The sequence below is a fragment of the Roseovarius sp. CH_XMU1461 genome (assembly GCF_037027165.1).
Classification (GTDB): Bacteria; Pseudomonadota; Alphaproteobacteria; order Rhodobacterales; family Rhodobacteraceae; genus Roseovarius; species Roseovarius nubinhibens.
The window spans coordinates 22,392-48,614 of record NZ_JAYMDV010000010.1 but is presented as its reverse complement, the minus strand read 5'-3'; the positions used below and the strand labels follow the sequence as shown (position 1 = coordinate 48,614).

The 26,223-nt window shown below is 62.3% G+C and carries 26 protein-coding genes; 16 read left to right on the top strand and 10 right to left on the bottom strand.

Annotation, left to right across the window (positions count from 1 at the left end):
- Positions 1-32: 32 nt before the first annotated feature.
- Positions 33-1,118, bottom strand: a complete 1,086-nt coding sequence (locus tag WA237_RS17710) for a polyamine ABC transporter substrate-binding protein (RefSeq protein WP_336099243.1) — start codon at positions 1,116-1,118, stop codon at positions 33-35.
- Between the two features lie 147 nt (positions 1,119-1,265).
- Here WA237_RS17710 and WA237_RS17705 point away from each other — a divergent pair, with 147 nt between their 5' ends.
- Both WA237_RS17705 and WA237_RS17700 read left to right on the top strand, forming a co-directional pair.
- Positions 1,266-1,961 (top strand): GntR family transcriptional regulator, encoded by a 696-nt coding sequence (locus tag WA237_RS17705; protein ID WP_009813597.1) that lies wholly within the window; start codon positions 1,266-1,268, stop codon positions 1,959-1,961.
- A gap of 116 nt (positions 1,962-2,077) precedes the next feature.
- Positions 2,078-3,472, top strand: coding sequence for an aspartate aminotransferase family protein (locus WA237_RS17700; protein WP_336099241.1), 1,395 nt, complete (start codon positions 2,078-2,080; stop codon positions 3,470-3,472).
- Between the two features lie 196 nt (positions 3,473-3,668).
- On the opposite strand, the gene WA237_RS17695 is transcribed toward WA237_RS17700, so the two are convergent.
- Positions 3,669-4,850 (bottom strand): M24 family metallopeptidase, encoded by a 1,182-nt coding sequence (locus tag WA237_RS17695; RefSeq protein WP_009813599.1) that lies wholly within the window; start codon positions 4,848-4,850, stop codon positions 3,669-3,671.
- A gap of 259 nt (positions 4,851-5,109) precedes the next feature.
- On the opposite strand from WA237_RS17695, the gene WA237_RS17690 reads away from it, so the two are divergent.
- The 5 genes from WA237_RS17690 (at position 5,110) to WA237_RS17670 (ending at position 10,729) form a co-directional block, all read left to right on the top strand.
- Positions 5,110-6,210: an ABC transporter ATP-binding protein gene (locus WA237_RS17690; protein WP_009813600.1), complete on the top strand. Its 1,101-nt coding sequence runs from the start codon at positions 5,110-5,112 to the stop codon at positions 6,208-6,210.
- Between the two features lie 111 nt (positions 6,211-6,321).
- Entirely contained in the window at positions 6,322-7,413 is a 1,092-nt protein-coding gene (locus WA237_RS17685) for an extracellular solute-binding protein (protein ID WP_336099239.1), read from the top strand.
- 100 nt (positions 7,414-7,513) lie between these two features.
- On the top strand, positions 7,514-7,801 hold the full coding sequence (locus WA237_RS17680; protein ID WP_336099238.1) for a DUF1330 domain-containing protein: 288 nt from the start codon (positions 7,514-7,516) through the stop codon (positions 7,799-7,801).
- Between the two features lies 1 nt (position 7,802).
- On the top strand, positions 7,803-9,518 hold the full coding sequence (locus WA237_RS17675) for an ABC transporter permease (protein WP_336099237.1): 1,716 nt from the start codon (positions 7,803-7,805) through the stop codon (positions 9,516-9,518).
- A 5-nt stretch (positions 9,519-9,523) separates the two neighbouring features.
- Positions 9,524-10,729 (top strand): ABC transporter permease, encoded by a 1,206-nt coding sequence (locus WA237_RS17670; protein ID WP_336099236.1) that lies wholly within the window; start codon positions 9,524-9,526, stop codon positions 10,727-10,729.
- A 91-nt stretch (positions 10,730-10,820) separates the two neighbouring features.
- On the opposite strand, the gene WA237_RS17665 is transcribed toward WA237_RS17670, so the two are convergent.
- Together WA237_RS17665 and WA237_RS17660 are read right to left on the bottom strand one after the other, a co-directional pair.
- Positions 10,821-12,371 carry an alkaline phosphatase D family protein gene (locus WA237_RS17665; RefSeq protein ID WP_336099234.1) on the bottom strand — a complete coding sequence of 517 codons (1,551 nt, stop codon included), beginning with the start codon at positions 12,369-12,371 and terminating at the stop codon, positions 10,821-10,823.
- A gap of 204 nt (positions 12,372-12,575) precedes the next feature.
- On the bottom strand, positions 12,576-13,442 hold the full coding sequence (locus WA237_RS17660; protein ID WP_009813606.1) for a branched-chain amino acid aminotransferase: 867 nt from the start codon (positions 13,440-13,442) through the stop codon (positions 12,576-12,578).
- Positions 13,443-13,602: 160 nt separating this feature from the next.
- Between WA237_RS17660 and WA237_RS17655 the strand changes: the two genes are divergently transcribed.
- The 6 genes from WA237_RS17655 to WA237_RS17630 all read left to right on the top strand — a co-directional run bounded on the left by WA237_RS17655 (position 13,603) and on the right by WA237_RS17630 (position 19,396).
- On the top strand, positions 13,603-14,100 hold the full coding sequence (locus WA237_RS17655) for a MarR family winged helix-turn-helix transcriptional regulator (RefSeq protein WP_216016053.1): 498 nt from the start codon (positions 13,603-13,605) through the stop codon (positions 14,098-14,100).
- The gene (locus tag WA237_RS17650) at positions 14,097-14,798 is read left to right on the top strand and encodes a response regulator (RefSeq protein WP_216016054.1); all 702 of its coding nucleotides are present in this window, start codon (positions 14,097-14,099) and stop codon (positions 14,796-14,798) included. The genes WA237_RS17655 and WA237_RS17650 overlap by 4 nt, the downstream gene beginning before the upstream one ends.
- Positions 14,799-15,062: 264 nt before the next feature.
- A complete protein-coding gene (leuC, locus tag WA237_RS17645) occupies positions 15,063-16,469 on the top strand; it encodes a 3-isopropylmalate dehydratase large subunit (RefSeq protein WP_336099229.1) in 1,407 nt (468 codons plus the stop codon).
- Positions 16,469-17,074, top strand: coding sequence for a 3-isopropylmalate dehydratase small subunit (gene leuD, locus WA237_RS17640; protein ID WP_336099227.1), 606 nt, complete (start codon positions 16,469-16,471; stop codon positions 17,072-17,074). The genes leuC and leuD overlap by 1 nt, the downstream gene beginning before the upstream one ends.
- A gap of 469 nt (positions 17,075-17,543) precedes the next feature.
- Positions 17,544-18,344, top strand: a complete 801-nt coding sequence (locus WA237_RS17635; RefSeq protein WP_336099226.1) for a hypothetical protein — start codon at positions 17,544-17,546, stop codon at positions 18,342-18,344.
- Positions 18,345-18,370: 26 nt separating this feature from the next.
- The gene (locus WA237_RS17630) at positions 18,371-19,396 is read left to right on the top strand and encodes an endonuclease/exonuclease/phosphatase family protein (RefSeq protein ID WP_336099224.1); all 1,026 of its coding nucleotides are present in this window, start codon (positions 18,371-18,373) and stop codon (positions 19,394-19,396) included.
- A 12-nt stretch (positions 19,397-19,408) separates the two neighbouring features.
- Here the strand turns inward: WA237_RS17630 and hemF are convergent, their stop codons facing one another.
- From hemF to clpS, 4 genes are read right to left on the bottom strand one after another with little or no spacing between them, the layout of a single operon-like run.
- The gene (hemF, locus tag WA237_RS17625; RefSeq protein ID WP_336099223.1) at positions 19,409-20,299 is read right to left on the bottom strand and encodes an oxygen-dependent coproporphyrinogen oxidase; all 891 of its coding nucleotides are present in this window, start codon (positions 20,297-20,299) and stop codon (positions 19,409-19,411) included.
- A 6-nt stretch (positions 20,300-20,305) separates the two neighbouring features.
- Positions 20,306-21,109: an SDR family NAD(P)-dependent oxidoreductase gene (locus tag WA237_RS17620; protein WP_009813614.1), complete on the bottom strand. Its 804-nt coding sequence runs from the start codon at positions 21,107-21,109 to the stop codon at positions 20,306-20,308.
- A gap of 47 nt (positions 21,110-21,156) precedes the next feature.
- A complete protein-coding gene (locus tag WA237_RS17615) occupies positions 21,157-22,146 on the bottom strand; it encodes a class I SAM-dependent methyltransferase (RefSeq protein WP_336099221.1) in 990 nt (329 codons plus the stop codon).
- A 4-nt stretch (positions 22,147-22,150) separates the two neighbouring features.
- Positions 22,151-22,495 carry an ATP-dependent Clp protease adapter ClpS gene (gene clpS, locus WA237_RS17610; protein ID WP_009813616.1) on the bottom strand — a complete coding sequence of 115 codons (345 nt, stop codon included), beginning with the start codon at positions 22,493-22,495 and terminating at the stop codon, positions 22,151-22,153.
- 99 nt (positions 22,496-22,594) lie between these two features.
- Between clpS and WA237_RS17605 the strand changes: the two genes are divergently transcribed.
- Complete coding sequence (locus WA237_RS17605) at positions 22,595-23,299, top strand: HAD family hydrolase (RefSeq protein WP_336099219.1); 705 nt, start codon at positions 22,595-22,597, stop codon at positions 23,297-23,299.
- Here the strand turns inward: WA237_RS17605 and zapE are convergent, their stop codons facing one another.
- Together zapE and WA237_RS17595 are read right to left on the bottom strand one after the other, a co-directional pair.
- Positions 23,300-24,358, bottom strand: a complete 1,059-nt coding sequence (zapE, locus tag WA237_RS17600; protein WP_009813618.1) for a cell division protein ZapE — start codon at positions 24,356-24,358, stop codon at positions 23,300-23,302.
- 42 nt (positions 24,359-24,400) lie between these two features.
- Positions 24,401-24,847: an Lrp/AsnC family transcriptional regulator gene (locus WA237_RS17595; protein WP_040617952.1), complete on the bottom strand. Its 447-nt coding sequence runs from the start codon at positions 24,845-24,847 to the stop codon at positions 24,401-24,403.
- Positions 24,848-24,951: 104 nt separating this feature from the next.
- Between WA237_RS17595 and WA237_RS17590 the strand changes: the two genes are divergently transcribed.
- Entirely contained in the window at positions 24,952-25,551 is a 600-nt protein-coding gene (locus WA237_RS17590; protein ID WP_216016063.1) for a LysE family translocator, read from the top strand.
- A 24-nt stretch (positions 25,552-25,575) separates the two neighbouring features.
- A complete protein-coding gene (locus WA237_RS17585; protein WP_336099217.1) occupies positions 25,576-26,205 on the top strand; it encodes a hypothetical protein in 630 nt (209 codons plus the stop codon).
- Positions 26,206-26,223 lie beyond the last annotated feature (18 nt).

Sequence of the window (26,223 nt, the reverse complement as noted above, 5' to 3'; positions counted from 1 at the left end):
GCCGTGCGGGCCAACCTATGAGGTTCCGGGTCTTAGGTGCCCGATTTGATCTTGGTCCAGAGCCGCGTCACCACACGCTGCACCTTCGAATCGTAGGGCCGGGTGGTGTAGAGGTTCTGCAGGGTCTCTTCATCCGGATAGACCGCCGGATCGCCGATCACATCCTCGATGAGATGCTCCTGGCTCGTCTTGTTGCCATTGGCATAGTAGACATAGTTCGAGGCCGCCGCGATATTCTCGGGGTCCATGATGAAGTTGAGGAACTTATGCGCGCCCTCGGGGTTCGGCGCATCCACCGGAATCGCCATCTGGTCGAACCACATCAGCGCGCCTTCCTTCGGCGCGAAATAGGCGATCTCATTGCCATTGTCGGCCTCTGCCGCGCGGTCGCGCGCCTGCAGCATGTCGCCGGACCAGCCGAACGCCACGCAAATATCGCCATTGGCCAGCGCGTTGATATATTCCGAGCTGTGGAATTTCTGCACATAGGGCCGCACGCGCGCCAGAATCTCTTCGGTCTTGGCGATCACGTCCGGGTCATGGCTGTCGGGGTCTTCCCCGATATAGGCGAGCGCGGCCGGGATCATCTCCACCGGCGCATCGAGGAAATGCACACCGCAGCTTGCCAGCTTTTCCATGTTCTCCGGCTCAAAGATCAGCGCCAGCGAGCCCATCGGCGCGTCTTCACCCAGAACTTCTTTCACCTTGCCGACATTCACGCCAAGCCCGGTGGTGCCCCACATGTAGTTGATCGAATATTCATTGCCGGGGTCGTATTTCTCGGTCCGCTCGGCGATCTGATCCCACATATGCTCGAGATTGGGCAGCTTGTCCTTGTCGAGCTTCTGGAACGCGCCGGCCACGATCTGACGCTGCAGGAACGTGCCCGAGGGCACCACCACGTCATAGCCCGACCCACCGGCCAGCATCTTGGTCTCGAGCAGCTCGTTGCTGTCGAACACGTCATAGATCAGGTCGATCCCGGTCTCGCTCTCGAATTTCTCGATCAGCGATTCGTCGATGTAATCGGACCAGTTGTAGACGCGCACCTCTTCGGCCTGAGCGCTGAGCGCGCCAAGCGCCACGGCGGCGGTGCTGGTCAGAATGAGCTTCTTCATGATATTCTCCCGTTGGGCGGCATGTTGGTCTGCCATGGTCGAGGATTTGATCAAAAAATTCCCCGCATGGCAATATGGTAATGTTTCCACGGGCCAGCTAAACTCGCAATAGATGCCGCGATCTAGGATTAAAAACAGTCCGTGACCATGCAAGACCTCGCAGATTTCCCAGGCCAGGCGACGCCCTCCAAGGGCAACCTCCCGGCGCATGAACTCGTCTATCGCAAACTGCGTGCGATGGTGCTCTTTGGCGATCTCGCGCCGGGGCAGGCGGTGACCATCCAAGGCCTCATCGACGAGCTCGACGTCGGCATGACCCCGGTGCGCGAGGCGATCCGCCGTCTCGTGCCACAAGGCGCGCTTGAATCGCGCGGCAACCGCCGGGTCAGCGTGCCGCTGCTCGAAGCCTCCAGCATTTCACAGATAATCGTGGCCCGCCAATGGCTTGACCCCCATCTCGCCATCAAGGCCTGCGAACGCGCAACCGATGCCAGCGTGGCCCAGCTCGCCGCCATCGACAGCCAGCTCGACGCCGCCATCCTGGCCGGGGATCACCGCGGTTACCTGCAGCTCAACTACCTCTTCCACCGCCGTATCTACGACATGGCCGAGGCCCCGATCCTCGCCGAAATGGCCGAAGGTCTGTGGCTCCGCTTCGGCCCCTCCATGCGGGTCGTCTGTGGCCGGGTCGGCACCCAGAACCTGCCCGACCGGCACAAGGAAACCGTCGAGGCCATGCGCGCCCGCGATGCCGAGGCCGCCGCCCACGCGATCCGCGAGGATGTGCTGCAAGGGATGGAGCAACTGCGCATCGCTTTCGAGGGCTCGGGCGGGTTAACCTGATTCGGTTGACATAAAATAATTTGATCATATTCTGCGCGGACCGGCCCGAAATTGAGGCAGGCTGTTAACATTCGCACCGCCCCTCGCCGGGCGACCGCAGAGGAAAGGCCCCGCGCATGAACATGATCACCAACCATATGCCGACCGCAGAGCTTCAGGCGCTGGATGCCGCTCACCATATGCACCCGTTCACCTCGGGCACCGAACTGGCCGCCAAGGGCGCGCGCGTCATCACCCGTGCCAGCGGCGTCACCCTGACCGACAGCGAAGGCAATGAAATGCTCGACGCCATGGCCGGTCTGTGGTGCGTCAACCTCGGCTATGGCCGTGACGAACTGGCCGAGGCCGCCGCCCGCCAGATGAAGGAACTGCCTTATTACAACACCTTCTTCCAGACGACCCATGTGCCCGCCATCGCGCTCTCGTCGAAACTGGCGGAACTGACGCCGCATGATCTCAACAATGTCTTCTTCGCGGGCTCCGGCTCCGAGGCAAATGACACCAACATCCGTCTCGTGCGCACCTATTGGGCCGAAAAGGGCCAGCCCGAGAAAAAGATCATCATCAGCCGCAAGAACGCCTATCACGGCTCTTCCGTCGGCAGCGCCTCGCTCGGCGGCATGCAACCGATGCACGCCCATGGCGGTCTGCCGATCGAGGACATCCACCATATTGACGAACCGAACTGGTACGCCCAGGGCGGCGACATGTCGCCCGAGGAATTCGGTCTCGAACGCGCGCGTCAGCTTGAGGTCGCCATCGAGGAATATGGCGCCCACCGCGTCGCGGCTTTCATCGGCGAGCCGATCCAAGGCGCCGGCGGCGTCATCATCCCGCCCGAAACCTACTGGCCCGAGATCCAGCGCATCTGCGACAAGCACAACATCCTGTTGATCGCCGACGAGGTCATCACCGGCTTTGGCCGCACCGGCAAATGGTTCGGCTGCGAAACCCTCGGCATCCGCCCGCATATCATGACCATTGCCAAGGGGCTGAGCTCGGGCTACGCGCCGATCGGCGGCTCGCTGCTCTGCGACGAGGTGGCTCAGGTGATGAATGATTGCGACTTCGCCCATGGCTACACCTATTCCGGTCACCCGGTGGCCTGTGCCGTGGCGCTGGAAAACCTGCGCATCCTGCAAGAAGAGAAAATCGTCGATCGCGCCGGGTCCGAGGTCGCGCCCTATCTCAAGGAGAAATGGGACACGCTGAACGATCACCCGCTGGTCGGCGAAACCGCGCTCTGCGGTCTGATGGGCTCGCTCGCGCTCTCGCCCGATCCGTCCTCGCGCGCCATGTTCGCCGCCGACAAGGGCACCGCCGGTCTGATCTGCCGCGAACATTGCTTCGCCAACGGTCTGGTGATGCGTCATGTCGGCGACCGCATGGTGATCTCGCCGCCGCTGGTTATCACCCATGCCGAGATCGACACGCTGGTCGAACGCGCCCGCAAGGCGCTCGACCTGACCCACGCCGAACTCAAGGACAAGGGGCTGATGGTCGCGGCCTGATCGGCAAAACCGGCCAGCTGCAAACCGAACAGCCTATCCCAAAAACAATGCGCGCGCCGTTACCCCGGCGCGCGCTGTCTTTTCAAACGGGGCTTTGCTCAAATTTCGGGCAAATCCAGACTGTCGCAATACCGACGTAATACCGACGCGATGCCGAACCCCCGGACATCCGCCAAACCCCTAATTCTTAACGCGCTCACTTCACAAAGAGCTTGCGCGGCCGGTCACAGAAACATTCCGCCGGCCCTTCCTCCTTGATGAGGATGGATTCGGTGATCTCGAGCCCCCATTCGCTCATCCACAGGCCGGGCATGAAATGAAAGGTCATCCCCGGTTCAAGAACGGTCTCATCCTCAGAGCGCAGCGAAATCGTCCGCTCGCCCCAATCCGGCGGATAGCTGAGCCCGATCGGATAGCCACAGCGCGCCCCGCGCTCGATCCCCGCCCGCTCCAGCGGCGCCGCCAGCGCATTGGCGATGTCGCAGGCCCGGTTTCCCGCCCGCGCCATCTCGAGCCCGGCCTCCAGCCCTTCGACCAGCGCCGCCTCGGCGCGCAGGATCGTATCATCCGGTTTTCCAAGGAACAGCGTGCGGCAGAACGGCGCGTGATAACGCCGGTAACAGCCTGAGATTTCAAAGAAAGTCGCCTCACCTTCGGCAAAGGGCCGGCCATCCCAGGTGAGATGCGGCGCCGCCGCGTCACTGCCCGAGGGCAACAGCGGCACAATCGCCGGGTAATCGCCCCAGGCATCCGGCGTGCCATGGATTGCATCGCGGTAAATCTCGGCGACGATCTCGTTCTTGGGGATGCCCGGCTCGACCCGTTCCATCACCCCATCGACGATCTTTTCGGAAATTTTTGCCGCCTTGCGGATGAATTCCAACTCCACATCCGACTTGATCGCCCGCTGCCAATTGACCAGCGCCGTGGCATCGGCAAACCGCGCATTCGGCAGCTCGGCCTTGAGCACCTCATAGGCCTTGGCCGAGAAATAGTAATTGTCCATCTCGACCCCGATCCGCGCCGATCCGCGCCCCAGATCGTCGAGAAACGCCGCCAGATCCTGCATCGGATGGCGCACCGTAGATTGCACGAAATGGTCCGCATAGCCGCGCACCTTGCTGTCATCCATCCACACCGTGCGCAGCGCCCCATTGGCGTCCTGCCGCCGTCCCCACCAGATCGGATCATGATCCGGCAGCACGATAACCCCTTGATGCACATAGAAAGACCAGCCGTCATACCCGGTGAGCCAATGCTGGTTCGACGGGTCCGTCACGAACAGGATATCCAGCCCCGCATCTTCCATCGCGGCCCGCGTCTTGGCGAGGCGGCGGTCATATTCATCCAAGGCGAAGGGGACGGATTTTCGAATCATGGGATTTGGCTCCGGGCAGGTGGTCTTTGCCCGGATGCTGGCCGAAACCCCGGCTCAGGCCTAGCGTTTTTTCTCTGCTGCCAAACCGTGCGATTGCAATCTGGGCGCTAGTTTTCTGCGCCTGCACAGCCTCTTGGCGGGTGGCGTGTCGCAACTTCCCAGATTTTCGTCGCACTCCGCTTGCATCCTAGCCCCATTCGCGTTTTAGTTTCATTTGAACACAGAGAAACTGTGACTGATAAAAAACAGGGAGCCAGATTTGGCCGATAGTACAACGGGTGAGGCATTCGTCGAATTCGAACGGGTGCAGAAAAGTTATGATGGGGAAAATCTGGTCGTCAAAGACCTGAACCTCTCCATGCCGAAAGGCGAGTTTCTGACAATGCTGGGGCCCTCCGGGTCGGGCAAAACCACCTGCCTGATGATGCTTGCCGGGTTCGAAACCGCGACCCATGGCGACATCCGTCTCGGTGGCACGTCGATCAACAACATCCCGCCGCACAAACGCGGCATCGGCATGGTGTTTCAGAACTACGCCCTGTTCCCGCATATGACCATTGCCGAGAACCTGAGCTTCCCGCTCGAGGTCCGCAAAATTGGCAAGTCAGAACGCGAGAAAAAAGTTCAACATGCGCTGGATATGGTCGAAATGGGCGCCTTTGGCGGCCGTCGCCCGGCCCAGCTCTCCGGCGGCCAGCAACAGCGAATCGCTCTGGCCCGCGCCCTGGTGTTTGAACCCGAACTGGTCCTCATGGACGAACCTCTCGGCGCGCTGGACAAGCAGCTGCGCGAGAAGATGCAGTTCGAAATCACCGACCTCGCGCACCGTCTCGGCATCACCACGGTCTATGTGACCCATGACCAGACCGAGGCGCTCACCATGTCCGACCGCGTCGCCGTTTTCGACGATGGCCGCATTCAGCAGCTGGCCCCGCCAGACCTGCTCTATGAAGAGCCGGAAAACAGCTTCGTTGCGCAATTTATCGGTGAAAACAACACGATGCTCGGCGTCGTCAAGGAGATCCGCGGCGAAGAGGCGCTGGTTCAGCTTGACGGTGGCGAGCTGATCGACTGCAAGCCGGTGAACGTCACCGCAGTGGGCGATCGCACCCGCGTCTCGATCCGTCCCGAGCGCGTCGAATACAACCCCGAACGGCTCAAGCCGGGGGCGCATACGCTCAAGGCCGAGGTGCTCGAATTCATCTACATGGGCGACATCTTCCGCACGCGTCTGCGTGTGGCGGGCAATGATGAATTTATCATCAAGACCCGCAACGCCCCCGACCAGCGCCGCCTCTCGCCCGGCGAACAGATCGAAATCGGCTGGCTGCCGCAGGATTGTCGCGCTCTGGACGCATGATCAAAGGCTTTCCCGCACTCCGCCCGGGGTGTGGCGAAACAGGGGATTTGGGTCGAAACCCGTGACCAGGATCCCTGAAAAAAACAACGGGTAGACTTAGGGAGAATTTGAATGACTTTGACCAAAACTCTTCTGACGACGACGGCCCTGACCGTTGCCGCAGGGGCCGCTTCGGCTCAGGAAATGACCATCGTGTCTTGGGGTGGGGCCTACTCCAAATCGCAGCAAAACGCCTATCACGAACCCTATATGGAAAAGACCGGCGTCAAGATCATCAACGATGACAGCTCGAACGAAGCCGTGGCCAAGCTGCGCGCCATGAACGAAGCCGGCAACATCACCTGGGATGTGGTCGACGTTGTCGCCGCCGACGCGCTGCGCCTGTGCGACGAAGGTCTGGCGATGGAAATCGACCCGGACGAGCATCTCGCCGCCGCCCCCGATGGCACCCCGGCCTCCGAGGATTTCGGCGACCTGCTGGTGGGCGATTGCTTCATCCCGCAGATCGTCTACTCGACCACCTTCGGCTATCGCACCGATATGGTCGGCGACACGCCCCCGGATGACATCTGCGACGTGTTCGACCTGGAAGCCTATCCCGGCAAGCGCAGCCTCGAGAAACGCCCGATCAACAACATGGAATGGGCGCTGCTCTGCGACGGCGTGGCCAAGGATGACGTCTATGACGTTCTCGCCACCGACGAAGGTCAGGATCAGGCCCTCGCCAAGCTCGACACCATCAAGGACAGCGTCATCTGGTGGTCCGCCGGTGCCGACACGCCGCAGCTTCTCGCCGATGGCGAAGTTGTCATGGGCTCGACCTATAACGGCCGTCTGTTCAGCGTGATCGAAGAGCAGAAACAGCCCGTCGCCATGCTCTGGGACGCGCAGGTGTTCGATCTCGACGGCTGGATCATCCCCGCCGGCCTGAGCGAAGAGCGCAAACAGCAGGCGCTGGACTACATCATGTTCGCGACCGATACGCAGCGTCTCGCCGATCAGGCGAAATACATCTCCTACGGTCCGGCGCGTAAGTCCTCGGCACCGCTGGTGGGTCAGCACGCGGAGCTGGGCATCGACATGGCACCCCATATGCCGACCGATCCCAACAACGCCAAGAACACGTTCCTCTACAACTACGAGTTCTGGGCTGACTATCGCGACGACATCGACGCCAAGTTCCAAGCCTGGCTCGCACAATAAGATAGGGTCGGGGGCGCGCCTGCCGCGCCCCCATCCACCACCCAAAAGAGCACGGGCTGCACGCATGGCCCGCGCCGCATGACAGGGACGACCGCAGACCATGCCCAAGGGCTATATTATCGGCCATATCACCGTGCACGATCCCGAGGCCTACCAAGAGTATGTCGACCGGGACACGCCAATCCTCCAAGGAATGGGGGGCCGGTTCATCGTCCGGGGCGGGGCCTCGGAAACGCCCGAAGGTCAGACCGAAGACCGTCATGTCGTGATCGAATTTCCAAGCTACGAGGCCGCGCGCGCCGCGTATAATGATCCCGCCTATCAACAGGTGGCCGAGATCCGCAAGCGCACCGCCACGAGCGTAATCACACTGGTCGAGGGGACCTGAGATGAGTGATGCAAGTGATGCCACCACCGCCAAGCGCGGCCCCACACCCGACGACGGGCTGAAGGTGGCCAAGAGCGGCCCGGTGCTGGCCGCCGACGGCACCCCGCTAAAGCGCAGCCTGGCCCGCGCCCTGCGCATGCAGAAGATGCGCGCGCTGATGCTGATCGCGCCGCTGCTGGTCTTTGTGCTGCTGTCCTTCATCGTGCCGATCGTGTCGATGCTGTTCCGCTCGGTCGAGAACGAGATCGTCGAAAACACGCTGCCCTATACCACCGAACAGCTCGCGCAGTGGGATGGCACCACCGACCAATTGCCCGGCGAACCGGTCTATCAGGCGCTCTATTTCGATATGTTCCTCGCCGCCGAGCTCAAGCGGCACACCCGCCTCGGCACACGGCTGAACTATGAAAGCACCGGCATGTCCTCGCTCTTCCGGCAGTCGGGGCGCAAGCTCGACGATCCGGGCAAGGACTATCGCAAGGCTTTTCAGGGCGTCGATGACGGCTGGACCGATTCCGCCACATGGCTGAGCCTGATGACAGGCGATCCCTCTGCCGACCGCGACACCGCTCTGGTCAAGGCGCAAAAGGCCCGTCTCGCCCGTCTCGACGACACCCGCCTTCCCGGCCTGCCGGAGTTCGCGCCAAGCACCGAGATTTCCGAACTGCTGCCGCTCACCGCGCGCACCTATACCGCCTTTGCGGTGATGACCGAACTGGTCGACGAAAAGGACATGGCCAAGGCCAAGCCGATTGAATCGGTCTATGTGGCGCTCGCCGCCGATCTCGCCGCAACGGATGTCACCGGCTATTCCGGCCCCGAGGCCGACCGGCTCAAGGCGCTGGCCGCGAGCGGCGCGGCAACCGCCCCCGATTTTGCCGCGATCTTCGCCGATATCGACAAGGACTGGGCCAATGTCGCCACATGGCGCACGATCCAGACCCATGCCGCGCCCTACACCAGCGGCTATTTCCTCAACGCGGTGGACATGCGCAAAACGCCCGAGGGCGCGCAGGCCCAGCCCGAGGACAAACGTATCCTGGTCAAGCTCTTCATCCGCACGCTGATCATGTCGCTGATCATCACCGGGTCCTGCATCCTGCTCGGCTATCCGGTGGCCTGGATCCTCGCCAACCTGCCGATGCGCTCGGCCAACCTGCTGATGATCCTCGTGCTCTTGCCCTTCTGGACCTCGCTTCTGGTGCGGACCTCGGCCTGGAAGGTGATGCTGCAACAACAGGGCGTCATCAACGAGGTGCTCGTCTGGCTCGGCATGGTAAACGACGCCGACCGGCTGGTGCTGATCAACAACCAGACCGGCACGATCATCGCCATGACGCATATCCTGCTGCCCTTCATGATCCTGCCGATGTATTCGGTGATGCAGACCATCCAGCCGAGCTATCTGCGCGCCGCCAAGAGCCTTGGCGCAACCAACTGGACGGCCTTCTGGCGGGTCTATTTCCCACAGACCGTGCCGGGCATCGGCGCGGGCTCGATCCTCGTCTTCATCCTGTCCATCGGCTATTACATCACGCCCGAGATCGTCGGCGGCACCAAGGGTGTCTTTATCTCGAACCGGATCGCCTACCACATCTCGAGCTCGCTCAACTGGGGCTTGGCGGCGGCGCTGGGGACGATCCTGCTGATCGTGGTGCTGCTGCTCTACTGGGCCTATGACAAGATTGTCGGCATCGACAACGTGAAGCTGGGGTAAGCGATATGAAACTGACAACCATTTCCCGCAAACCCCTCAGCTTCGTCGCCGCCACAACGGCGGCGGTGGGCGGGCTCCTCGGCCTCTTTGTCGGCACCGCCAATGGCTCTGGCGCCATCGGCATCCTCGCGGGTGGCGCGCTGCTCGCGGTGCTGGCGCTGATCCTGCCGCGCTTTGACAATGAGGCGCTGGCCCGCTGGCTGACCGTCGGTCTTTTCATCCTGCTCGGCTCGCTCTTTGGCGGGCTGCCCTTGATGCTCGTCGGCATCTTTGTCGGCTGGTTCTTCGGCTGGTTCATCTTCTGGCTCTATGAGGGCCGCTACCGGGCCAAGCTGCCGCCCTATGCCACCGCCAAACAGGTGCTCTGGCACTATACCTTCCGGGTGATCTGTGGCGCGATCTTCATCTTCCTGATCACGCCGATCATCGTGGTCATGCCGCTGAGCTTCAACGCCGAGGATTTCTTTACCTTCACCCCGGAAATGCTCCGCCTCGATCCCGATGGCTACAGCCTCAAACATTACCGCGACTTCTTCACCAACAATGAATGGCAGCGCAGCTTCAAGAACTCGCTGATCATCGCGCCCATCGCCACGATCATCTCGGTGAGCCTCGGCACCCTCGCCGCCATCGGCCTGAGCCAGAGCCATGTGCCCGGCCGTCGCGCCATCATGGCGATCCTGATCTCGCCGATGATCGTGCCGCTGATCATCTCGGCCACCGGCATGTTCTTCTTCTACTCCGACATCGGCAACTTCCTCGAAGGCACCGTCGGTCTCGGCAAGAACTTCGTGGGTTATGTCAAAGTGATCCTCGCCCATGCCGTTCTCGGCATTCCCTTCGTGATCATCACCGTGACCGCGACGCTGGTGGGCTTTGACCGCTCGCTGACCCGGGCCGCGGCCAATATGGGCGCGAACCCGGTGACCACCTTCTTCCGGGTGCAGATGCCGCTCATCCTGCCCGGCGTGATCTCGGGCGGCCTCTTTGCCTTCATCACCTCCTTTGATGAGGTGGTCGTGGTGCTCTTCGTCGGCTCGGCGAGCCAGAAGACCCTGCCGTGGCAAATGTTCACCGGTCTGCGCGAACAGATCAGCCCGACGATCCTTGCCGTGGCGACGATCCTCGTGGTGATTTCCATCGCGCTCCTGACCACCGTCGAACTGCTCCGCCGCCGCTCGGAACGGCTGCGCGGCATGTCGCCAGGCTGACAGTCGTCTTACCGTCGTAATACCGACGCGTTACCGACATGCAAAAAGGGCGGCCTCCGGGCCGCCCTTTCGCTGTCTGGGGGGGCGCTGATCAGAACGCGGCGACCTCGGGATCGAGCGTGATTTTCCAAAGCTCCTTGTCCGCCCGGTCCATCAACCGCACGGTCATCTGCTGCGTCTGGGCATCGAGATCGACCAGCCCAAAGAACTGCAACCCGGCCGACGGCGGCAGGTTCTGCCCCTGCTCCTCGCTCGGCGCGCTGATGAATTTCACCTCCGGCCCAAAGGTCATGTCGAGCGGGTTCGGCCCGAAGGTCCCCGCATGAAGCGGCCCCGACACGAACTCCCAGAACGGCGCAAACTCCTGAAATTGCGCACGATCCGGGCTATAGTGATGCGCGGCGGTGTAATGCACATCGGCGGTGAGCCAGACGGTGTTCTTCACATCGGCATTCTTGATGAAGCGCAGCAGATCCGCGATCTCGAGCTCCCGCCCCTTGGCCGCACCATCATCGCCATTGCCCACGGCCTCCTGGCCGCCACCGACAACAAGACCGATCGGCATGTCCGAGGCAATGACCTTCCATGTGGCGTTAGACCGGGTCAGCTCGCGCTTGAGCCAAGCCACCTGATCCACCCCGAGAATGCGCGTCTCATCCGACATCTCGGTCTGCAGATTGTCACTGTTCGGCCCCCGATAGCTCCGCATATCAAGGAAGAAAATATCAAGCATCGGACCATAAGAAACCTTGCGATACACGCGGTTAGGCTCTTCGGGGGTGATGCGCAGCGGGGTCATTTCGTGAAAGGCGCGGGTCGCCCGGGCCTGCAGGTTAAAGACCGATTTCTCGCTGTAACGGTCGTCTTCCATCAGGCTGCGCGACGACGACCAGTTGTTGACCACCTCGTGATCGTCCCACTGGTAATAGGTCGGCACCACGGCGTTCATCGCGCGCACATGCTCGTCCATCATGTTGTATTTCCACTGGCCGCGGAACTCGTCGAGGCTCTCGGCCACCTTGCGCTTGTCATCGGTCAGAACGGCGTTCTTCCAGATCACCTGACCGTCCTTCTCGACCTCGTCCTGCATCGGCCCATCGGCATAGATCGTGTCGCCGGAATGGATAAAGAAATCAGGGCGATGGCTCGCCATGGTCGCATAGGTGGCCATGCCCTGATCGTCGATGCCCCAGCCCTGACCGGCGGTGTCACCGGACCAGGCAAAGCGGATGTTGCGCCGCGCGGTGGGGGCGGTGCGGAACTGCCCGACCAGCGGCTCGCTCACCGCGTTGATGTCCGACAGATCATGGGCGGTGAAGCGGTAGAAAATATCCTGATCCGCTGGCAGCCCGTCCACCAGACGCTTGATCGTCAGGTCGCTCGACGGCAGCGCATCGAGCGAGGTCAGACGCCGCGCATTGGCAAAGCTCTCGGTGGTGGAGACCTCCATCATCACCCGGGCCGGCCGGTCGGTGCGCGTCCAGATCATGCCCGAGCTGGCATCGACATCGCCGGACTGAACACCATGGGTAAAGACGGGGCGCGCATTGGCGCGGCTGATCGACGGTGCGGCCAGCATGGCGGCAAAGGCGGTGCCAGAGGCCAATACGGCACGGCGGGTGGGGCGGATGAGCTTGGTCATGAGGTCCTCGCGAAAATCGGGTGAGTGGGTAGCGCGGACGATCGCGGCGCTTTGTAACCGCGGGCCAAATGGAAGTTGAAACTTTGGCAAAACTTCCGTGACAGTCGGGGGCGGCGGGGCAGAGACGCCCAGACAGGGAACCAGATACGCAAAAGGCCCGGTGTCTCCACCGGGCCTCGTTGGTTGTTCAGACGCGATGAGAGCTTAGCTGCGCACCAGCTTTTCATAGGCTTCCGCGATCTCGCGGGTGAGCGCGCCGACCTCGAACGTATAGTCGCCGATCTGCCCCACGGGTGTCACCTCGGCGGCGGTCCCGGTGAGCCAGCACTGCTCGAACCCTTCCATCTCTTCGGGCATGATGTGGCGCTCATGCACCTTGATCTGGCGATCCTTGAGCATGCCGATCACGGTCTGACGGGTCAGCCCGTTGAGGAAACAATCGGGTTTCGGCGTGTGCACCTCGCCATCCTTGACGAAGAAGATATTGGCGCCGGTCGCCTCGGCCACATAGCCGCGATAATCCATGAAGAGCGCATCCGAACAGCCCTTGGCCTCGGCCGCGTGTTTCGACGTGGTGCAGATCATGTAGAGACCTGCCGCCTTGGCATGGACCGGGATCGTCTCGGGGCTCGGGCGTTTCCATTTCGAGATGTCGAGCTTGGCGCCCTTCATCTTGGCATCGCCGTAATAGGCGCCCCATTCCCAGGCCGCGATGGCGAGATGCACCGGGTTGCGCGCCGAGGCGACACCCATGTCCTCGCCTGCGCCGCGCCAAGCCACCGCGCGCACATAGGCATCGGTAAAGCCGTTGGCCTCGAGAACGGCCTGTTTCGCGGCCTCAATTTCATCCACCGAATAGGGGATTTTGAAATCGAGCTCGCCCGCCGAGAAATGCAGACGCTCGGAATGTTCGCGGCTTTTGAAGATCTTGCCATTATAGGCGCGTTCGCCCTCGAATACCGAGCTGGCATAATGCAATGCGTGGGTCAGGATATGGACATTGGCCCCACGCCAATCGGTGAGTTCACCATCCATCCAGATTTTGCCGTCGCGGTCATCATAGCCAGCCATTGTTTCGATCCCTTCAGCCGATCTTTGCGATTGTTGCGCTAAATATGTCCGTATCGGGCATAAAGTTGCGCGGAAACTGCGAATCGCTACCAGTTTGCTCTTGGAGTGTCAACAAAGCTGACTTAACCTGTAAAAGGTAATGACGGGGTGAGGGGCTGTGATGGCAGAGGTGAAGGGCGGCGAAGCGCTGCTGTTTTTGACGGATGAGCAATTGCGTCAGGGGATCGAGGCAATGTTCTTTGCGTATCGCGGCTTCACCGCGGACCCCGACCGCATTCTCGAAACCTTGGCCTATGGCCGCGCCCATCACCGTGCGATCCATTTCATTGCGCGCAGCCCGGGCACCACGGTCAACAATCTGCTGGCGATTCTCGGCGTGACCAAACAGTCGCTCAACCGGGTGCTGCGCACCTTGATCGAGGATGGTCTAGTCGAGAGCCGCGTCGGCACCCGCGACAAACGCGAACGTCATCTTTATCTCACCGAGGAGGGCGAGACGCTCGAGCGCAAGCTCAGCGATGCCCAGCGCGCCCGGATGCGCGCCGCCTTTCGCGCCGCCGGGCCCGACGCCGTCACCGGCTTTCGTCAGGTGCTCGAGGCGATGATGGACAGCGACATGCGCCGCCGCTACCACGCGATCCGCGAGGCCGGCACATGAGCGATCCCGCCCCCCATCTTCTCATCGTCGATGATGACGAACGTATCCGCGAACTTCTGCGCAAGTTTCTCATGCGGCACGGGTTTCTGGTCTCGGCCGCCCGCGACGCCGCCCATGCCCGCCGGGTTCTGGCCGGGTTGGAATTTGATCTCATCGTCATGGATGTGATGATGCCCGGCGAAGACGGGGTGAGCCTGACCCGCGATCTGCGCACCACGCTGGCCACGCCGATCCTGCTGCTCACCGCCAAGGGCGAGACCAGCGACCGGATTGCCGGGCTCGAGGCGGGGGCGGATGATTATCTCGCCAAACCCTTTGAGCCGCGCGAGCTCTTGCTGCGGATCAACGCCATTCTGCGCCGCATGCCCGAGCCGGAACCCGATGCGGTGCTGCCGAAGATCCTCAATCTCGGGGCGGCGCGCTATGACATCGAGCGATCCGAGCTTCTGCGCGGGGAAGAGCTCATCCGGCTGACCGCGACCGAAACCCAGCTCATGCGGATTTTTACCGACAACCTGCGCCAGCCGGTGAGCCGCGCCAAGCTTGTCGAGGATCTGGGCCGCGACAAGGGCCAGGCGCAGGAACGCGCGGTGGATGTCCAGATCACCCGGCTGCGGCGCAAGATCGAAACCGACCCGAAACAGCCGCGATACCTACAGACCGTGCGTGGTGAGGGCTATATGCTCTCGCCGGATTGAGCGGGCAGGCGGGCGCCGGGGCTCTGCCCCGGACCCCGGGATATTTTGCGCCAGAAGAAACAGGGGCGCGGGGCAGCGGCTGGCTCTTGATAGACTCGGGCCGAGACTGTATCTGATCTGTCATGACACGGATTTTCGACATGGATGATCGCGCGCGCCTGCCTTGGCGGTTTTTTGGTGCGACCCTGACGATTCTAGCCAGCCTATAAGGCGGGCCGAGACAGATTACGCAAGTTTTCCATCCAAAATACGGGGAGAGGACGCATGTCCCCCAAAACGCTCTACGACAAAATCTGGGATGCCCATGTGGCGCATGAAGCCGATGATGGCACCTGCCTTCTTTATATCGACCGCCATCTCGTTCACGAGGTGACGAGCCCGCAGGCCTTTGAAGGGCTGCGCATGGCGGGCCGCAGCGTGCGCGCACCGGACAAGACCATTGCCGTGCCGGATCACAACGTGCCGACCACGCTCGACCGGGCCAACGCGGCCACCATGACCGAGGACAGCCGCATTCAGGTCGAGGCGCTCGACAAGAACGCCAAGGATTTCGGCATCCACTACTACCCGGTCAGCGACATCCGTCAGGGTATCGTGCATATCGTCGGCCCCGAGCAGGGCTGGACCCTGCCGGGCATGACCGTGGTCTGTGGTGACAGCCACACCGCGACCCATGGCGCCTTTGGTGCGCTGGCCCATGGCATCGGCACCTCGGAGGTCGAGCATGTGCTCGCCACCCAGACGCTGATCCAGAAGAAATCCAAGAACATGAAGGTCGAGATCACTGGCAAGCTGCGCCCCGGTGTGACCGCCAAGGACATCACCCTGTCAGTGATCGGCGAAACCGGCACCGCCGGCGGCACTGGCTATGTCATCGAATATTGCGGCGAAGCGATCCGCGATCTGTCGATGGAAGGTCGCATGACCGTCTGCAACATGGCGATCGAAGGCGGTGCGCGCGCCGGTCTCATCGCGCCGGATGAAAAGACCTATGACTATGTCATGGGTCGCCCCCATGCGCCGAAAGGGGCTGCCTGGGAGGCGGCGCTGGCCTGGTGGAAGACGCTCTATTCCGACGATGACGCCCATTGGGACAAGGTCGTGACCATCAAGGGCGAAGACATCGCGCCGGTCGTCACCTGGGGCACGTCGCCCGAGGATGTTCTGCCGATCACCGCCAATGTGCCGAGCGCCAGCGATTTCACTGGCGGCAAGGTCGGTGCGGCGCAGCGGTCGCTCGACTACATGGGGCTGACCCCGGGCATGCCGCTCAGCGAGGTCGAGATCGACACCGTCTTTATCGGCTCTTGCACCAATGGCCGGATCGAGGATCTGCGCGCCGCCGCCGCCGTGCTCAAGGGACGCAAGATCAAGGAAGGTCTGCGCGCCATGGTGGTGCCGGGCTCGGGCCTCGTGCGGGCACAGGCCGAGGAAGAGGGTCTTGCAGACATCTTCAAGGAGGCCGGGTTTGAATGGCGGCTTGCGGGCTGTTCCATGTGTCTTGCCATGAACCCCGATCAGCTCAGCGAGGGCGAACGCTGTGCCTCGACCTCGAACCGGAACTTCGAGGGGCGGCAGGGCTATAAGGGCCGGACCCATCTGATGAGCCCGGCGATGGCCGCCGCCGCTGCGGTGACCGGCAAGCTGACCGATGTGCGGGAGATGATGTAATGGAAAAGTTCGAAAAACTCACGGGCATCGCGGCGCCCATGCCGCTGGTCAATATCGACACCGATATGATCATCCCCAAGCAGTTCCTGAAGACGATCAAGCGGTCGGGTCTTGGTGTGAACCTCTTTGACGAGATGCGCTATGACCGTCAGGGCAATGAGAACCCCGACTTCGTGCTCAACCAGCCGGCCTATCGCGACGCGGAGATCCTCGTGGCGGGCGACAATTTCGGCTGTGGGTCGAGCCGCGAGCACGCGCCTTGGGCGATCAAGGATTTCGGCATTCGCTGCGTCATCGCGCCGAGCTTTGCCGATATCTTCTACAACAACTGCTTCAAGAACGGCATCCTGCCCATCGCCCTGCCGCAAGAGCAGGTGGATGTGTTGATGAAGGACGCGGAGAAAGGGGCGAATGCCCGGATGACCGTGGATCTCGAGGCGCAGACCGTGACCACGTCGGATGGCGAGAGCTTTGCTTTTGAGGTCGATTCGTTCAAAAAGCATTGTCTGATGGAAGGGCTCGATGACATCGGTCTGACCTTGGAAAAGGCCAATGCGATCGACAGCTTTGAGGCCACAATTGGGGCAGAGCGCCCCTGGGTCTGACCGGGCTATAAGGCAGGCCGCGACCTTGTTTGGCAGGGTCGCGGGCAGGCTTTCCGGCCTCTGAAGGGTCCTGAAGACAGCTTTAACGCGCATGTTTCGGTAGGGCCGGACAAAAAGATTAATCAGAAATTAAGGCCGCCCGTCACGTTCGGGTGGCCTTTTTGGTGGTCGCTCAGAGGCGCTTGCCTACATCTTGTGGTTGCTCCGCGCCTTGCCACATTTGCGAGCTTTGCGTGATGTAATCCCGCACCAGTTGCGCCCTTAAATAGCCGTAAAAATTGAATTTGTTTCTACCGAGTCTTGAGGCGTCTGCGGAAAGAAGGCAAGATTTGGACATAATTGAGGCATATCGCCGTCACAGGCGACATCAAGTTGGGACACCGGCGAGGCAATGCACCGCGCTGGGCCAGTTTGAAGGGAAATGGCAGTGTTAGCACGGCTGACTGGCGCTTTGACGCGCGCATTCTTGATGGTGTTGCTGGTTGCAATGCCCTCGCTGATCGTCCCCGGCGTGGCCGAGGACACATCGCAGATGGTCGTGGCCACCGCCTTTGTGGCGGCCATCATGGTCTTTATCGAATACAACGGCAGCTCGACCAGCATCCTCGAATTCCGCTTTGCGCCCCCTTACAACCGGCTGAAGTTCGGCTTTATCGCCGCCACGGTCCTGTTTTTGTCGCTCACCGCGCGCAGCCCGATAGAGGCCGCGCCGATCTCGGATCTGGCGGCGGGGCTCGGCCGTGTGATCGGCAACGCGCTCGACTTTCCCTATTCGCCCGTGCGCTCGATGACCAACCTGATGCCGGTGGGCGCGGATGCCAAATCGATCGACGCGGTGCGCAGCGCCGCCGGGGTGAGCTATGCCGCCGCGATGATGATGGCGCTGACTTTCCTGATGATGGTCCTGTTCTTTGGCTGGCCTGTGCGCAATGGCGCGTTCAACGTCTGCCTCAACCTGCCACTCTTTGACCCGACCGGCGGCGGCGATGTGGTGGACCGGCTGCAGCGCGATGCCGGGCTTAACGTTTCCTTAGGGTTTGTCCTGCCATTCTTGATCCCGGTCGGCCTCGTGCTGATCACGAATTTCGCGGAGAAAGTGGGATATCTGCTGCCTCTCAACCTGATCTGGATCACCTGCGCCTGGGCCTTTCTTCCGGCGAGCCTGATCATGCGCGGTGTGGCCATGTACCGGATTGCCGGGCTGATCAGTCAGAAACGCCAGCGCGCCTATGCCAAGGCCGAGGCCGAGCCCGAGCTGCAAATCGCCTAATCACTACCTTTGCCCTGTGGCTCAGTGTGCTCTTTTGGGCGGGCGGGGCAGGGGCTGACACGCTGCGTCTCGCCACATGGAATGTCGAACTCTCGCGCGCCGGGCCGGGGATCTTGCTCCGGGATCTGCGGCGCGGCGATGCGCAGGCAGATGCGGTGGCCGAGATCATCGCGGACCACGCCCCAGATATCCTCTTGCTGCAAGGTGTCGACCATGACGCCGATCATCTCGCGCTTCTGGCCCTGCAGAGCCGCATCGCGCGGGCGGGTCATAGCCTGCCCTATCGCTACGCTCCGCCACCCAATAGCGGCCTTGCCACTGGTCATGATCTCGATGGTGATGGCCGCTTGGGCGAGCCTGAGGATGCGCAGGGCTTTGGTCGGTTCCGGGGCGAGGGCGGCATGGCTCTCTTGTCCCGCTATCCGATTGCGGCGGCGCAAGACCTGAGCGGATTTCTCTGGGCCGATCTGCCCCATGCCCTGCTTACGGACAACACGGGCGCGCCGCTCTTTCCGGCCGCTGTGCTACGCGATCTGCGGCTTGCCTCTGTGGCGCAATGGCGGGTTGAGGTGACAGCGCCGCAAGGGCGGATCACCCTCTTTGCCTTTCACGCGGGACCGCCGGTATTTGACGGGCCCGAGGACCGGAACGGCCGCCGTAATCATGATCAGCTCATGTTTTGGCAACATGTTCTGGCCGGTGGGTTAGGGGACGGTCTCGGCCCGATGCCCGAGGGCCGCTTTGTGCTCATGGGCGATGCCAACCAAGACCCGCAGCGCGGCGAGGGGCGCAAGGCCGCGATCCGGACGCTTCTCGGTGATCCGCGCCTGCAAGACCCGAGGCCGTCTCATGGCGACGGCACTGAGATGACGACCGTCCACTGGCCCCAGACCGGACCGATGCGCGTCGATTACATCCTGCCGTCGCGCGATTGGGAGGTTGCCGGTTCAGGCGTGCATTGGCCCAAGACCGGGCCCAACACCGGGCCAGAGGCCGCGCGCGCAGAGGCCGCCAGCCGCCATCGGCTTGTCTGGGTTGATCTTACCTGGTGATGGGCGCGTGCGTCAGACCCACTTGGCCAGCGGCGGCAGTGACATCAGCACCGCATCCGGGTCGTGCCCGGTGGCCAGGCCGAATTTCGTGCCCCGGTCATAGACGAGGTTATATTCCGCATAGAGCCCGCGATGGACGAGCTGCGCCTCTTTGTCGGCCTCGGTCCAGGCCTGACCCCGGCGCCGTTCTACCAGCGGCAGATAGGCAGGCAAGAAGGCGCGGCCGATGTCTTGGGTGAGCGCGAAATCCGCCTCCCAATCACCGCTGTTTCGGTCATCCATGAAAACGCCGCCCACGCCCCGCGCCCGTCCACGATGGGGGATATAGAAATATTCATCCGCCCAGCGTTTGAGATCGGGGTAAAGCGCCGGATCATGCGGGTCGAGATGGGATTGCAGCGTGCCGTGGAAATGCGCCGTGTCCTCGTCATATTCGAGACAGGGGTTGAGGTCCGCCCCGCCGCCAAACCACCAAGCCCCGGGCGTCCAGAACATCCGCGTGTTCATATGGACCGCGGGCACATGCGGGTTCTGCATATGCGCCACCAGCGAAATCCCCGACGCCCAAAAGCTCGGGTTCTCCGCGATCCCCGGCACGCCACGCGCCGCCATGGATTTCTGCGCAGCCGGGCTCAGCGTGCCATGCACTTCCGAGACATTGACGCCCACTTTTTCGAACACCCGTCCGTTGCGCATCACGCTCATGAGGCCGCCACCCGCGTCCGACCCGTCCTCAGCCGTGCGTTTGGTGTCGCGCAGCTCGAACCGCCCCGCAGGCTGATCCGCGCGCGGTCCGTCCTCATGCCGGGTCTCCACCTCTTCGAAGGCATGGACGATCTCGTCGCGCAATGCGCGGAACCACGCGGCGGCGCGGGATTTTTCTTCGGGAAGATCTTGGGTCATCGTGTCTTAATGTGCCGGGGTTGAAACGGGGTCCAACAATGTGCGCCCGCCATCCAGCGTCACCACCTGACCGGTCATGAAGCTTGACGCATCGCTGGCCAGATATTGCACCGTTTCCGTGAGCTCGGTCGATGGGGCAATCCGTCCCACCGGGGTGTTGCTCTCGATCTCCTTGCGCGCCTCGGGGTTCTCCTTGAGCGCCTCCTGCAAGGACGCGCTCATCACCGAGCCAAAGGCCAGCGCGTTGACGCGAATGCGATGCGGGGCCAGCGTCACCGCCAGCGACCGGGTCATCTGATCCAGCGCGGCGGTCGAGATCGAATAGGCCATCAATCGCGGGTTGGCGTGACGCGCGGCAATCGACGACAGGTTCACGATTGCGCCCGCCGAGCCATTGCCCTCTTGGCCCTCGGATTGCTTGATCATCCGCTTGGCCACCATCTGCGACAGCCGCAGCGAGGTCATCAGGTTTTGTTGTAGCAGCATCTCGACGCCGTCATCATCGGGATCGAGCGGCTCGGATTCGACCACCTGACGCGAGGCATTGACTAGAATATCGACCGTCTCAAACGCATCCACCGTCGCCGAGAGCAGGTTTGCCAGCGTGAGCTTTTCGCGCAGATCGCCGGCGAAATAGCGCAGCGTGTCGCTCTCCTCGGGGCTGCCAAGCTCCTTGATCAGCCGCTCTTCGTCCATATCGGCGAGCATCACATTCGCGCCCTTGTTGGCAAAGTGCCGCCCGATGGCGAGCCCGATTCCATTGGCCCCGCCGGTGACGATCGCGGTCTTGCCGCTGAGTGAAAATGCCATGGAAAACGTCCCTCTTACGGTGCCTTCGCGGCGCAGCCTAGGTCAATTCATCCCGCTTGGCGAGATGGGCGGCGCGCGTGGAAAATCTTGAACCGATTGTCGCCGGTGACAAGCGTGACATCGCCGAAACAGCTGCCAAGCGTGGTCTCATAGGGCAGGTGGCGATTGGCCACCATCCAGAGCTGCCCCGACGGTTTGAGCAGCCGTGCCGCCGCCCGGATAAAGTCGCGGCCCAGCTCGGGCTCGGCCGTGCGGCCGGTGTGAAACGGCGGGTTCATCACTACGGCATCGAGCCGCGCCTCGGGCGTCCAATTGCGCGCGTCCTGCCAGTGGAATTGCGCGCGCGCATCGTCAAGATTGCGCCGGGCACAGGCAAGCGCATCATGCTCGGCCTCGACCAGATGCACCGTCTCGATTCCCTCGATCTGCAGGATGCGGGAGGACAAGTAACCCCAGCCCGCCCCGAGATCGGCCACGTCACGGCCGAGCTTGGCAGGCAATGCCTTGGCCAGTGCCTCGGACGCGGGATCGATCCCATCGGCGGAAAACACGCCCGGAAGCGTGGTCAGCCCCGGCGCCACTTCGCGCGGGCCTTGGGCGGCCCAATCGGCAAAGGCCGTCGCGTCACCCGCGAACCAGAAAAGCTTGCCATGCGCCTTGTTCACCGGGCCAGACAAATCGGCCCGCTTGCGGCAGTCGCGCAGCACCGCATCGACCCCATCCGTCTTGACCCCGTCCACGACCACCACGCCGCTTTGCGCACTGGCGCGGGCGATGGCGGCGCGGGTCTTGTCCTTGGCCCGCGACAGGCAAACCAGCGTCAGCGCGGCGGGCTCATCCCATTCAGTGACACAGCGGAACCCCTGCTGTTCGAAATGGGTAAAATCGGGCTGAAACCCGGTGACCACCACCGAGCGGTCGCGCGGCAGCGCCGACAGATCGGCCCCCTGCACGGGATTGCGGATCACGATCGCCCCGGCCTCGGGCAGGGACAGCCCGAACTCGTCGAGCGCAAGAGACAGTCGAAGACCCGTCACGCGGCTATTCTTTTTCCATGGTGCATTGCAGCGGATGCTGATGCTGGCGCGCGAAATCCATCACTTGCGCGACCTTGGTTTCGGCGATTTCATGGCTGAACACCCCGACCACCGCGACGCCCTTCTTGTGAACGGTCAGCATGATTTCGAAGGCTTCGGCATGGGTCATGCCAAAGAACCGTTCGAGCACATGCACGACGAATTCCATGGGCGTGTAATCGTCATTGAGCAGCAACACCTTGTAGAGCGGCGGCCGCTTGGTCTTGGGGCGCGTCGCGACGGCGACGGAGATATGACCATCTCCATCGTCCTGTCCGCTGGAATTGAGCTGAAAAACCTGTCGTGTCATACCAACAAAGATTGGTCCCGGGGCGCCTGTGTCAACGGGGTGTATATAGCCTCTTGCACGGGTATGAAAAGAGGCGCGTCACCTGACAGAGGGAAGAACATGCCAAAATTGCAGACAATCGGCGTCGATGCGGATGACACGCTTTGGCATAATGAGCGGTATTTTCGCCTCACCCATGACCGGTTTGCCGATCTGCTCGCGCCCTATTCCGATGCGCCAGACATGGTCGAACGGCTCAAATCGGCGGAAAAGCGCAATCTCGGCCTCTATGGATTTGGCGTCAAAGGTTTCGTTTTGTCCATGGTGGAAACCGCTGTCGAGGTGACCGATGGCGCGGTGCCCGGGCATGTGGTGTCCGAGCTGTTGCAGGCGGGTCAGGACATGTTGCGCTATCCGATCGAGCTCTTGCCCCATGCGCGCGACACGCTTCAGCAGATCGCGGCGGAGTATCACCTCGTGCTCATCACCAAGGGCGATCTTTGGGACCAGGAGCGCAAGCTCGCGCAATCGGGGCTCGGCGATCTCTTCGATGCGGTCGAGATCGTCAGCGACAAGACGCCCGAGATTTACACGCGGCTCTTCGCCCGTCACGGCCCTGGACCAGATCGCGCCGCTATGGTCGGCAATTCGCTGCGCTCGGATGTGGCGCCGATGATTGCGGCGGGCGGCTGGGGCATCCATGTGCCGCAAGAGCTCAGCTGGGACTACGAGGCCGAGGCCAGCCCGCAAACCGCCCCGAGGTTTCGTGAAATTGCCGATCTCTCGGCACTGCCGACACTTCTCGACGAGATCGCCCGCGCCTGATCAGCCTTGCGCCCAATCCTGCGACTGCATCTCGCGCAGCCGGCTTGCCGTGCGCTCGAATTCGAACGTGCCTTCGCCCTCGACATAGAGATATTCCGGGGCCGCCGCCGCCGAACAGATGAGCTTGACCCGCGCCTCGTAGAGCGCGTCGATCAGCGTGACGAACCGCTTGGCCTCGTTGAAATTCGACCGGCTGAGCTGCGGAATATTTTCCAGCACCAGCACCCGACAGGCCTCGGCCAGCGCCAGATAATCCGCCGGGCCAAGCGGCTTGCCGCAGAGATCATAAAAGCTCGCCCGCGCCACCCCGTTGTGAAAGGCCGGGATCAGCACCTCGCGCTTTTGCACGATCAGACTGTGCGGCTTGGCCGCACCGCCGGTCAGGCTCTGCCAGATGTCGTCGATCTTGGCGCGGCTTTCGGCATTCACCGGGGTGAAATAGGTCTGGCTCCCCGCGATCCGGTCCTGCCGGTAATCCTTGGGCGAGGCCAGCTCATGCACCACGAGATTTTGTTTGAGCTTGTCGATGAAGGGCAGGAACAGCTGCCGGTTAAGCCCGTCCTTGTAGAGATCATCCGGCACCCGGTTCGACGTGGTGACCACCACCACCCCGGCCGCAAACATTGCCTCAAAGAGCCGCCCGACAATCATCGCATCGGTGATATCGGTGATCTGCATCTCGTCCAGCGCCAAGAGCCGCAGCTCATCCGTCACCGATTTCGCCACCGGGGCCAGCGCATCCTCGATGCCCTTTTGGCGGGCCGCATGCATCCCGGCATGGATTTCCTGCATGAAGGCGTGGAAATGCACCCGGCGCGACGGCACATCGAGCGAGGCCACGAACATATCCATCAGCATGGATTTCCCACGCCCCACACCGCCCCAGAGATAGAGCCCCTTGGGCGGCTCTGGCGCCTTGCGGAACCAGCCCGTCTTCGCAGGCGTGTCGAGCGCGGCGCGAATGCGCTCGAACTCGGGCAGCGCAGCGAGCTGCGCGGGGTCGGGTGTCAACTCGCCCGAGGCGGTCAGGCGATCATAGAGTTGCGGCAGAGTTTCCATGGTCCAAGCCTTACCGCGCCACGTCCCGAGGGAAAAGTACCATCACGCCCGCGCATCCTTGGGCGAGCCCATGACCACATAGGAGGTGATGGCGTTGACCTGCGGCAAGGTGCCGATCACATCGGTATGAAACGCCTTGTATGCGGGCAGGTCGGCCACTTCGATGCGCAAGAGATATTCGACCGCGCCGGTGATGTTATGACACTCGACCACTTCGGGCGCGGCCTCCATCGCCCGCTCGAACGCTTGCTGCGCCGCCTTTGTATGCGCGTTGAGCCCAACGGTCGCATAGGCCACAAAGCCGATGCCCCGCGCGCCCCGGTCGATCCGGGCGCGATAGCCCGCAATCACGCCGCGCCGTTCGAGATCCTGCACCCGGCGCAGACAGGCTGAGGGCGAAAGCCCCACTTTCTCGGCCAGCTCGATATTGCTGATCCGGCCATTGCGCGAAAGCTCTTGCAATATGTGGTCTGAAATCTGGTCTATCATGCCTAATAATTGCAGAATGAATTGGCTGGCGCAACAATTCGCAACCCGCTTGCGCCGCATCCAGCATAAGATTGTGCCTCAACCTGACCTATCCCCGGTGCCCCATGACCTTTGAATTGCTGACCGCGCTCGCCACCTTTGCCTTCGTGACCGTCATCACACCGGGGCCGAACAACCTCATGCTGATGGCCTCGGGCGCGAATTTCGGCTTTCGCCGCACGGTGCCGCATATGCTTGGCATCACGATCGGTTTCCCGAGCATGGTGTTCCTCGTCGGGGTGGGGGTCATGCAGGTCTTTGACCTCTGGCCGCTTTCCTACACGCTGCTCAAGATCCTGAGTGTGGTCTACCTGCTCTATCTCGCGTGGAAGATCGCCAATGCCGCGCCCCCGGAACAGGCCGCGACCGAGGGGAAGCCGCTGAGCTTCCTGCAATCGGCGGCCTTTCAATGGGTCAACCCCAAGGCCTGGTCGATGTCGCTCTCGGCAATCATCCTCTATGCCACCGGCCGCAATCTCGAAGCGGTGCTCTGGGTCGCGGCGGTCTTTGTGGCGGTCTCGCTGATCTCGACGACAAGCTGGACAGTGATCGGTCAGGAAATGCGCCGCTTTCTCAAGAGCCCGCAGCGTCTGCGGATTTTCAACCGCGTGATGGCGGCCCTTCTGGTGGCGACGCTCATTCCCGTGCTATGGCCCGCGGGATAGAGCCAGAACAGAGGCACGCACGGAATGGCCCATACGATCCTGCACACCGCAGCCCTTCATCGCGACCGCTTCAAAGCGTTGCGCGATGCCATCGCGCCGGGCACGCCGCTGATCCATAAGGTGCGCCCTGATCTTCTCGCCACCGCGCTCGATCAGGGGCCAGAGGCCGTGCGCGCGGATCTGGCGCAGCTCATCGCGGCGGCGGACGGCCCGGTCATGTGCAGCTGCACGACGCTCGGCCCCTTGGCGGAAGAGCTGGGCGCGATGCGCATCGACGCGCCGATGATGGAACGCGCGGCGGTGCTGGCGGCAGAGAAAGAAGGCTCTATCCTCCTCGCCTATTGTCTCGACAGCACCCTCGCCCCGAGCGTTGAGCTGCTGGACCGGGCGCTCGCGGCACAGGACCGGAAGACACGGGTGCACACGCTCTCGCTTGCCCCGTTCTGGGCGCTCTTTGAGGCGGGCCAGCAAGAGGCTTTTGAGGCCGTCATCGCCACCCAACTGCGCGAAGCGGTCAAATCTGTCGATGATCTCGCCGTGGTCGTTCTGGCTCAGGCCTCCATGGCCGGGGCCGCACCTCGGCTCGCCGATCTCGCCACGCCGGTGCTCGCCTCGCCCGAAATCGGCTTGCGGGCCTTTCTCGATCTGGGATGATTGCAAAAGAATGACGTA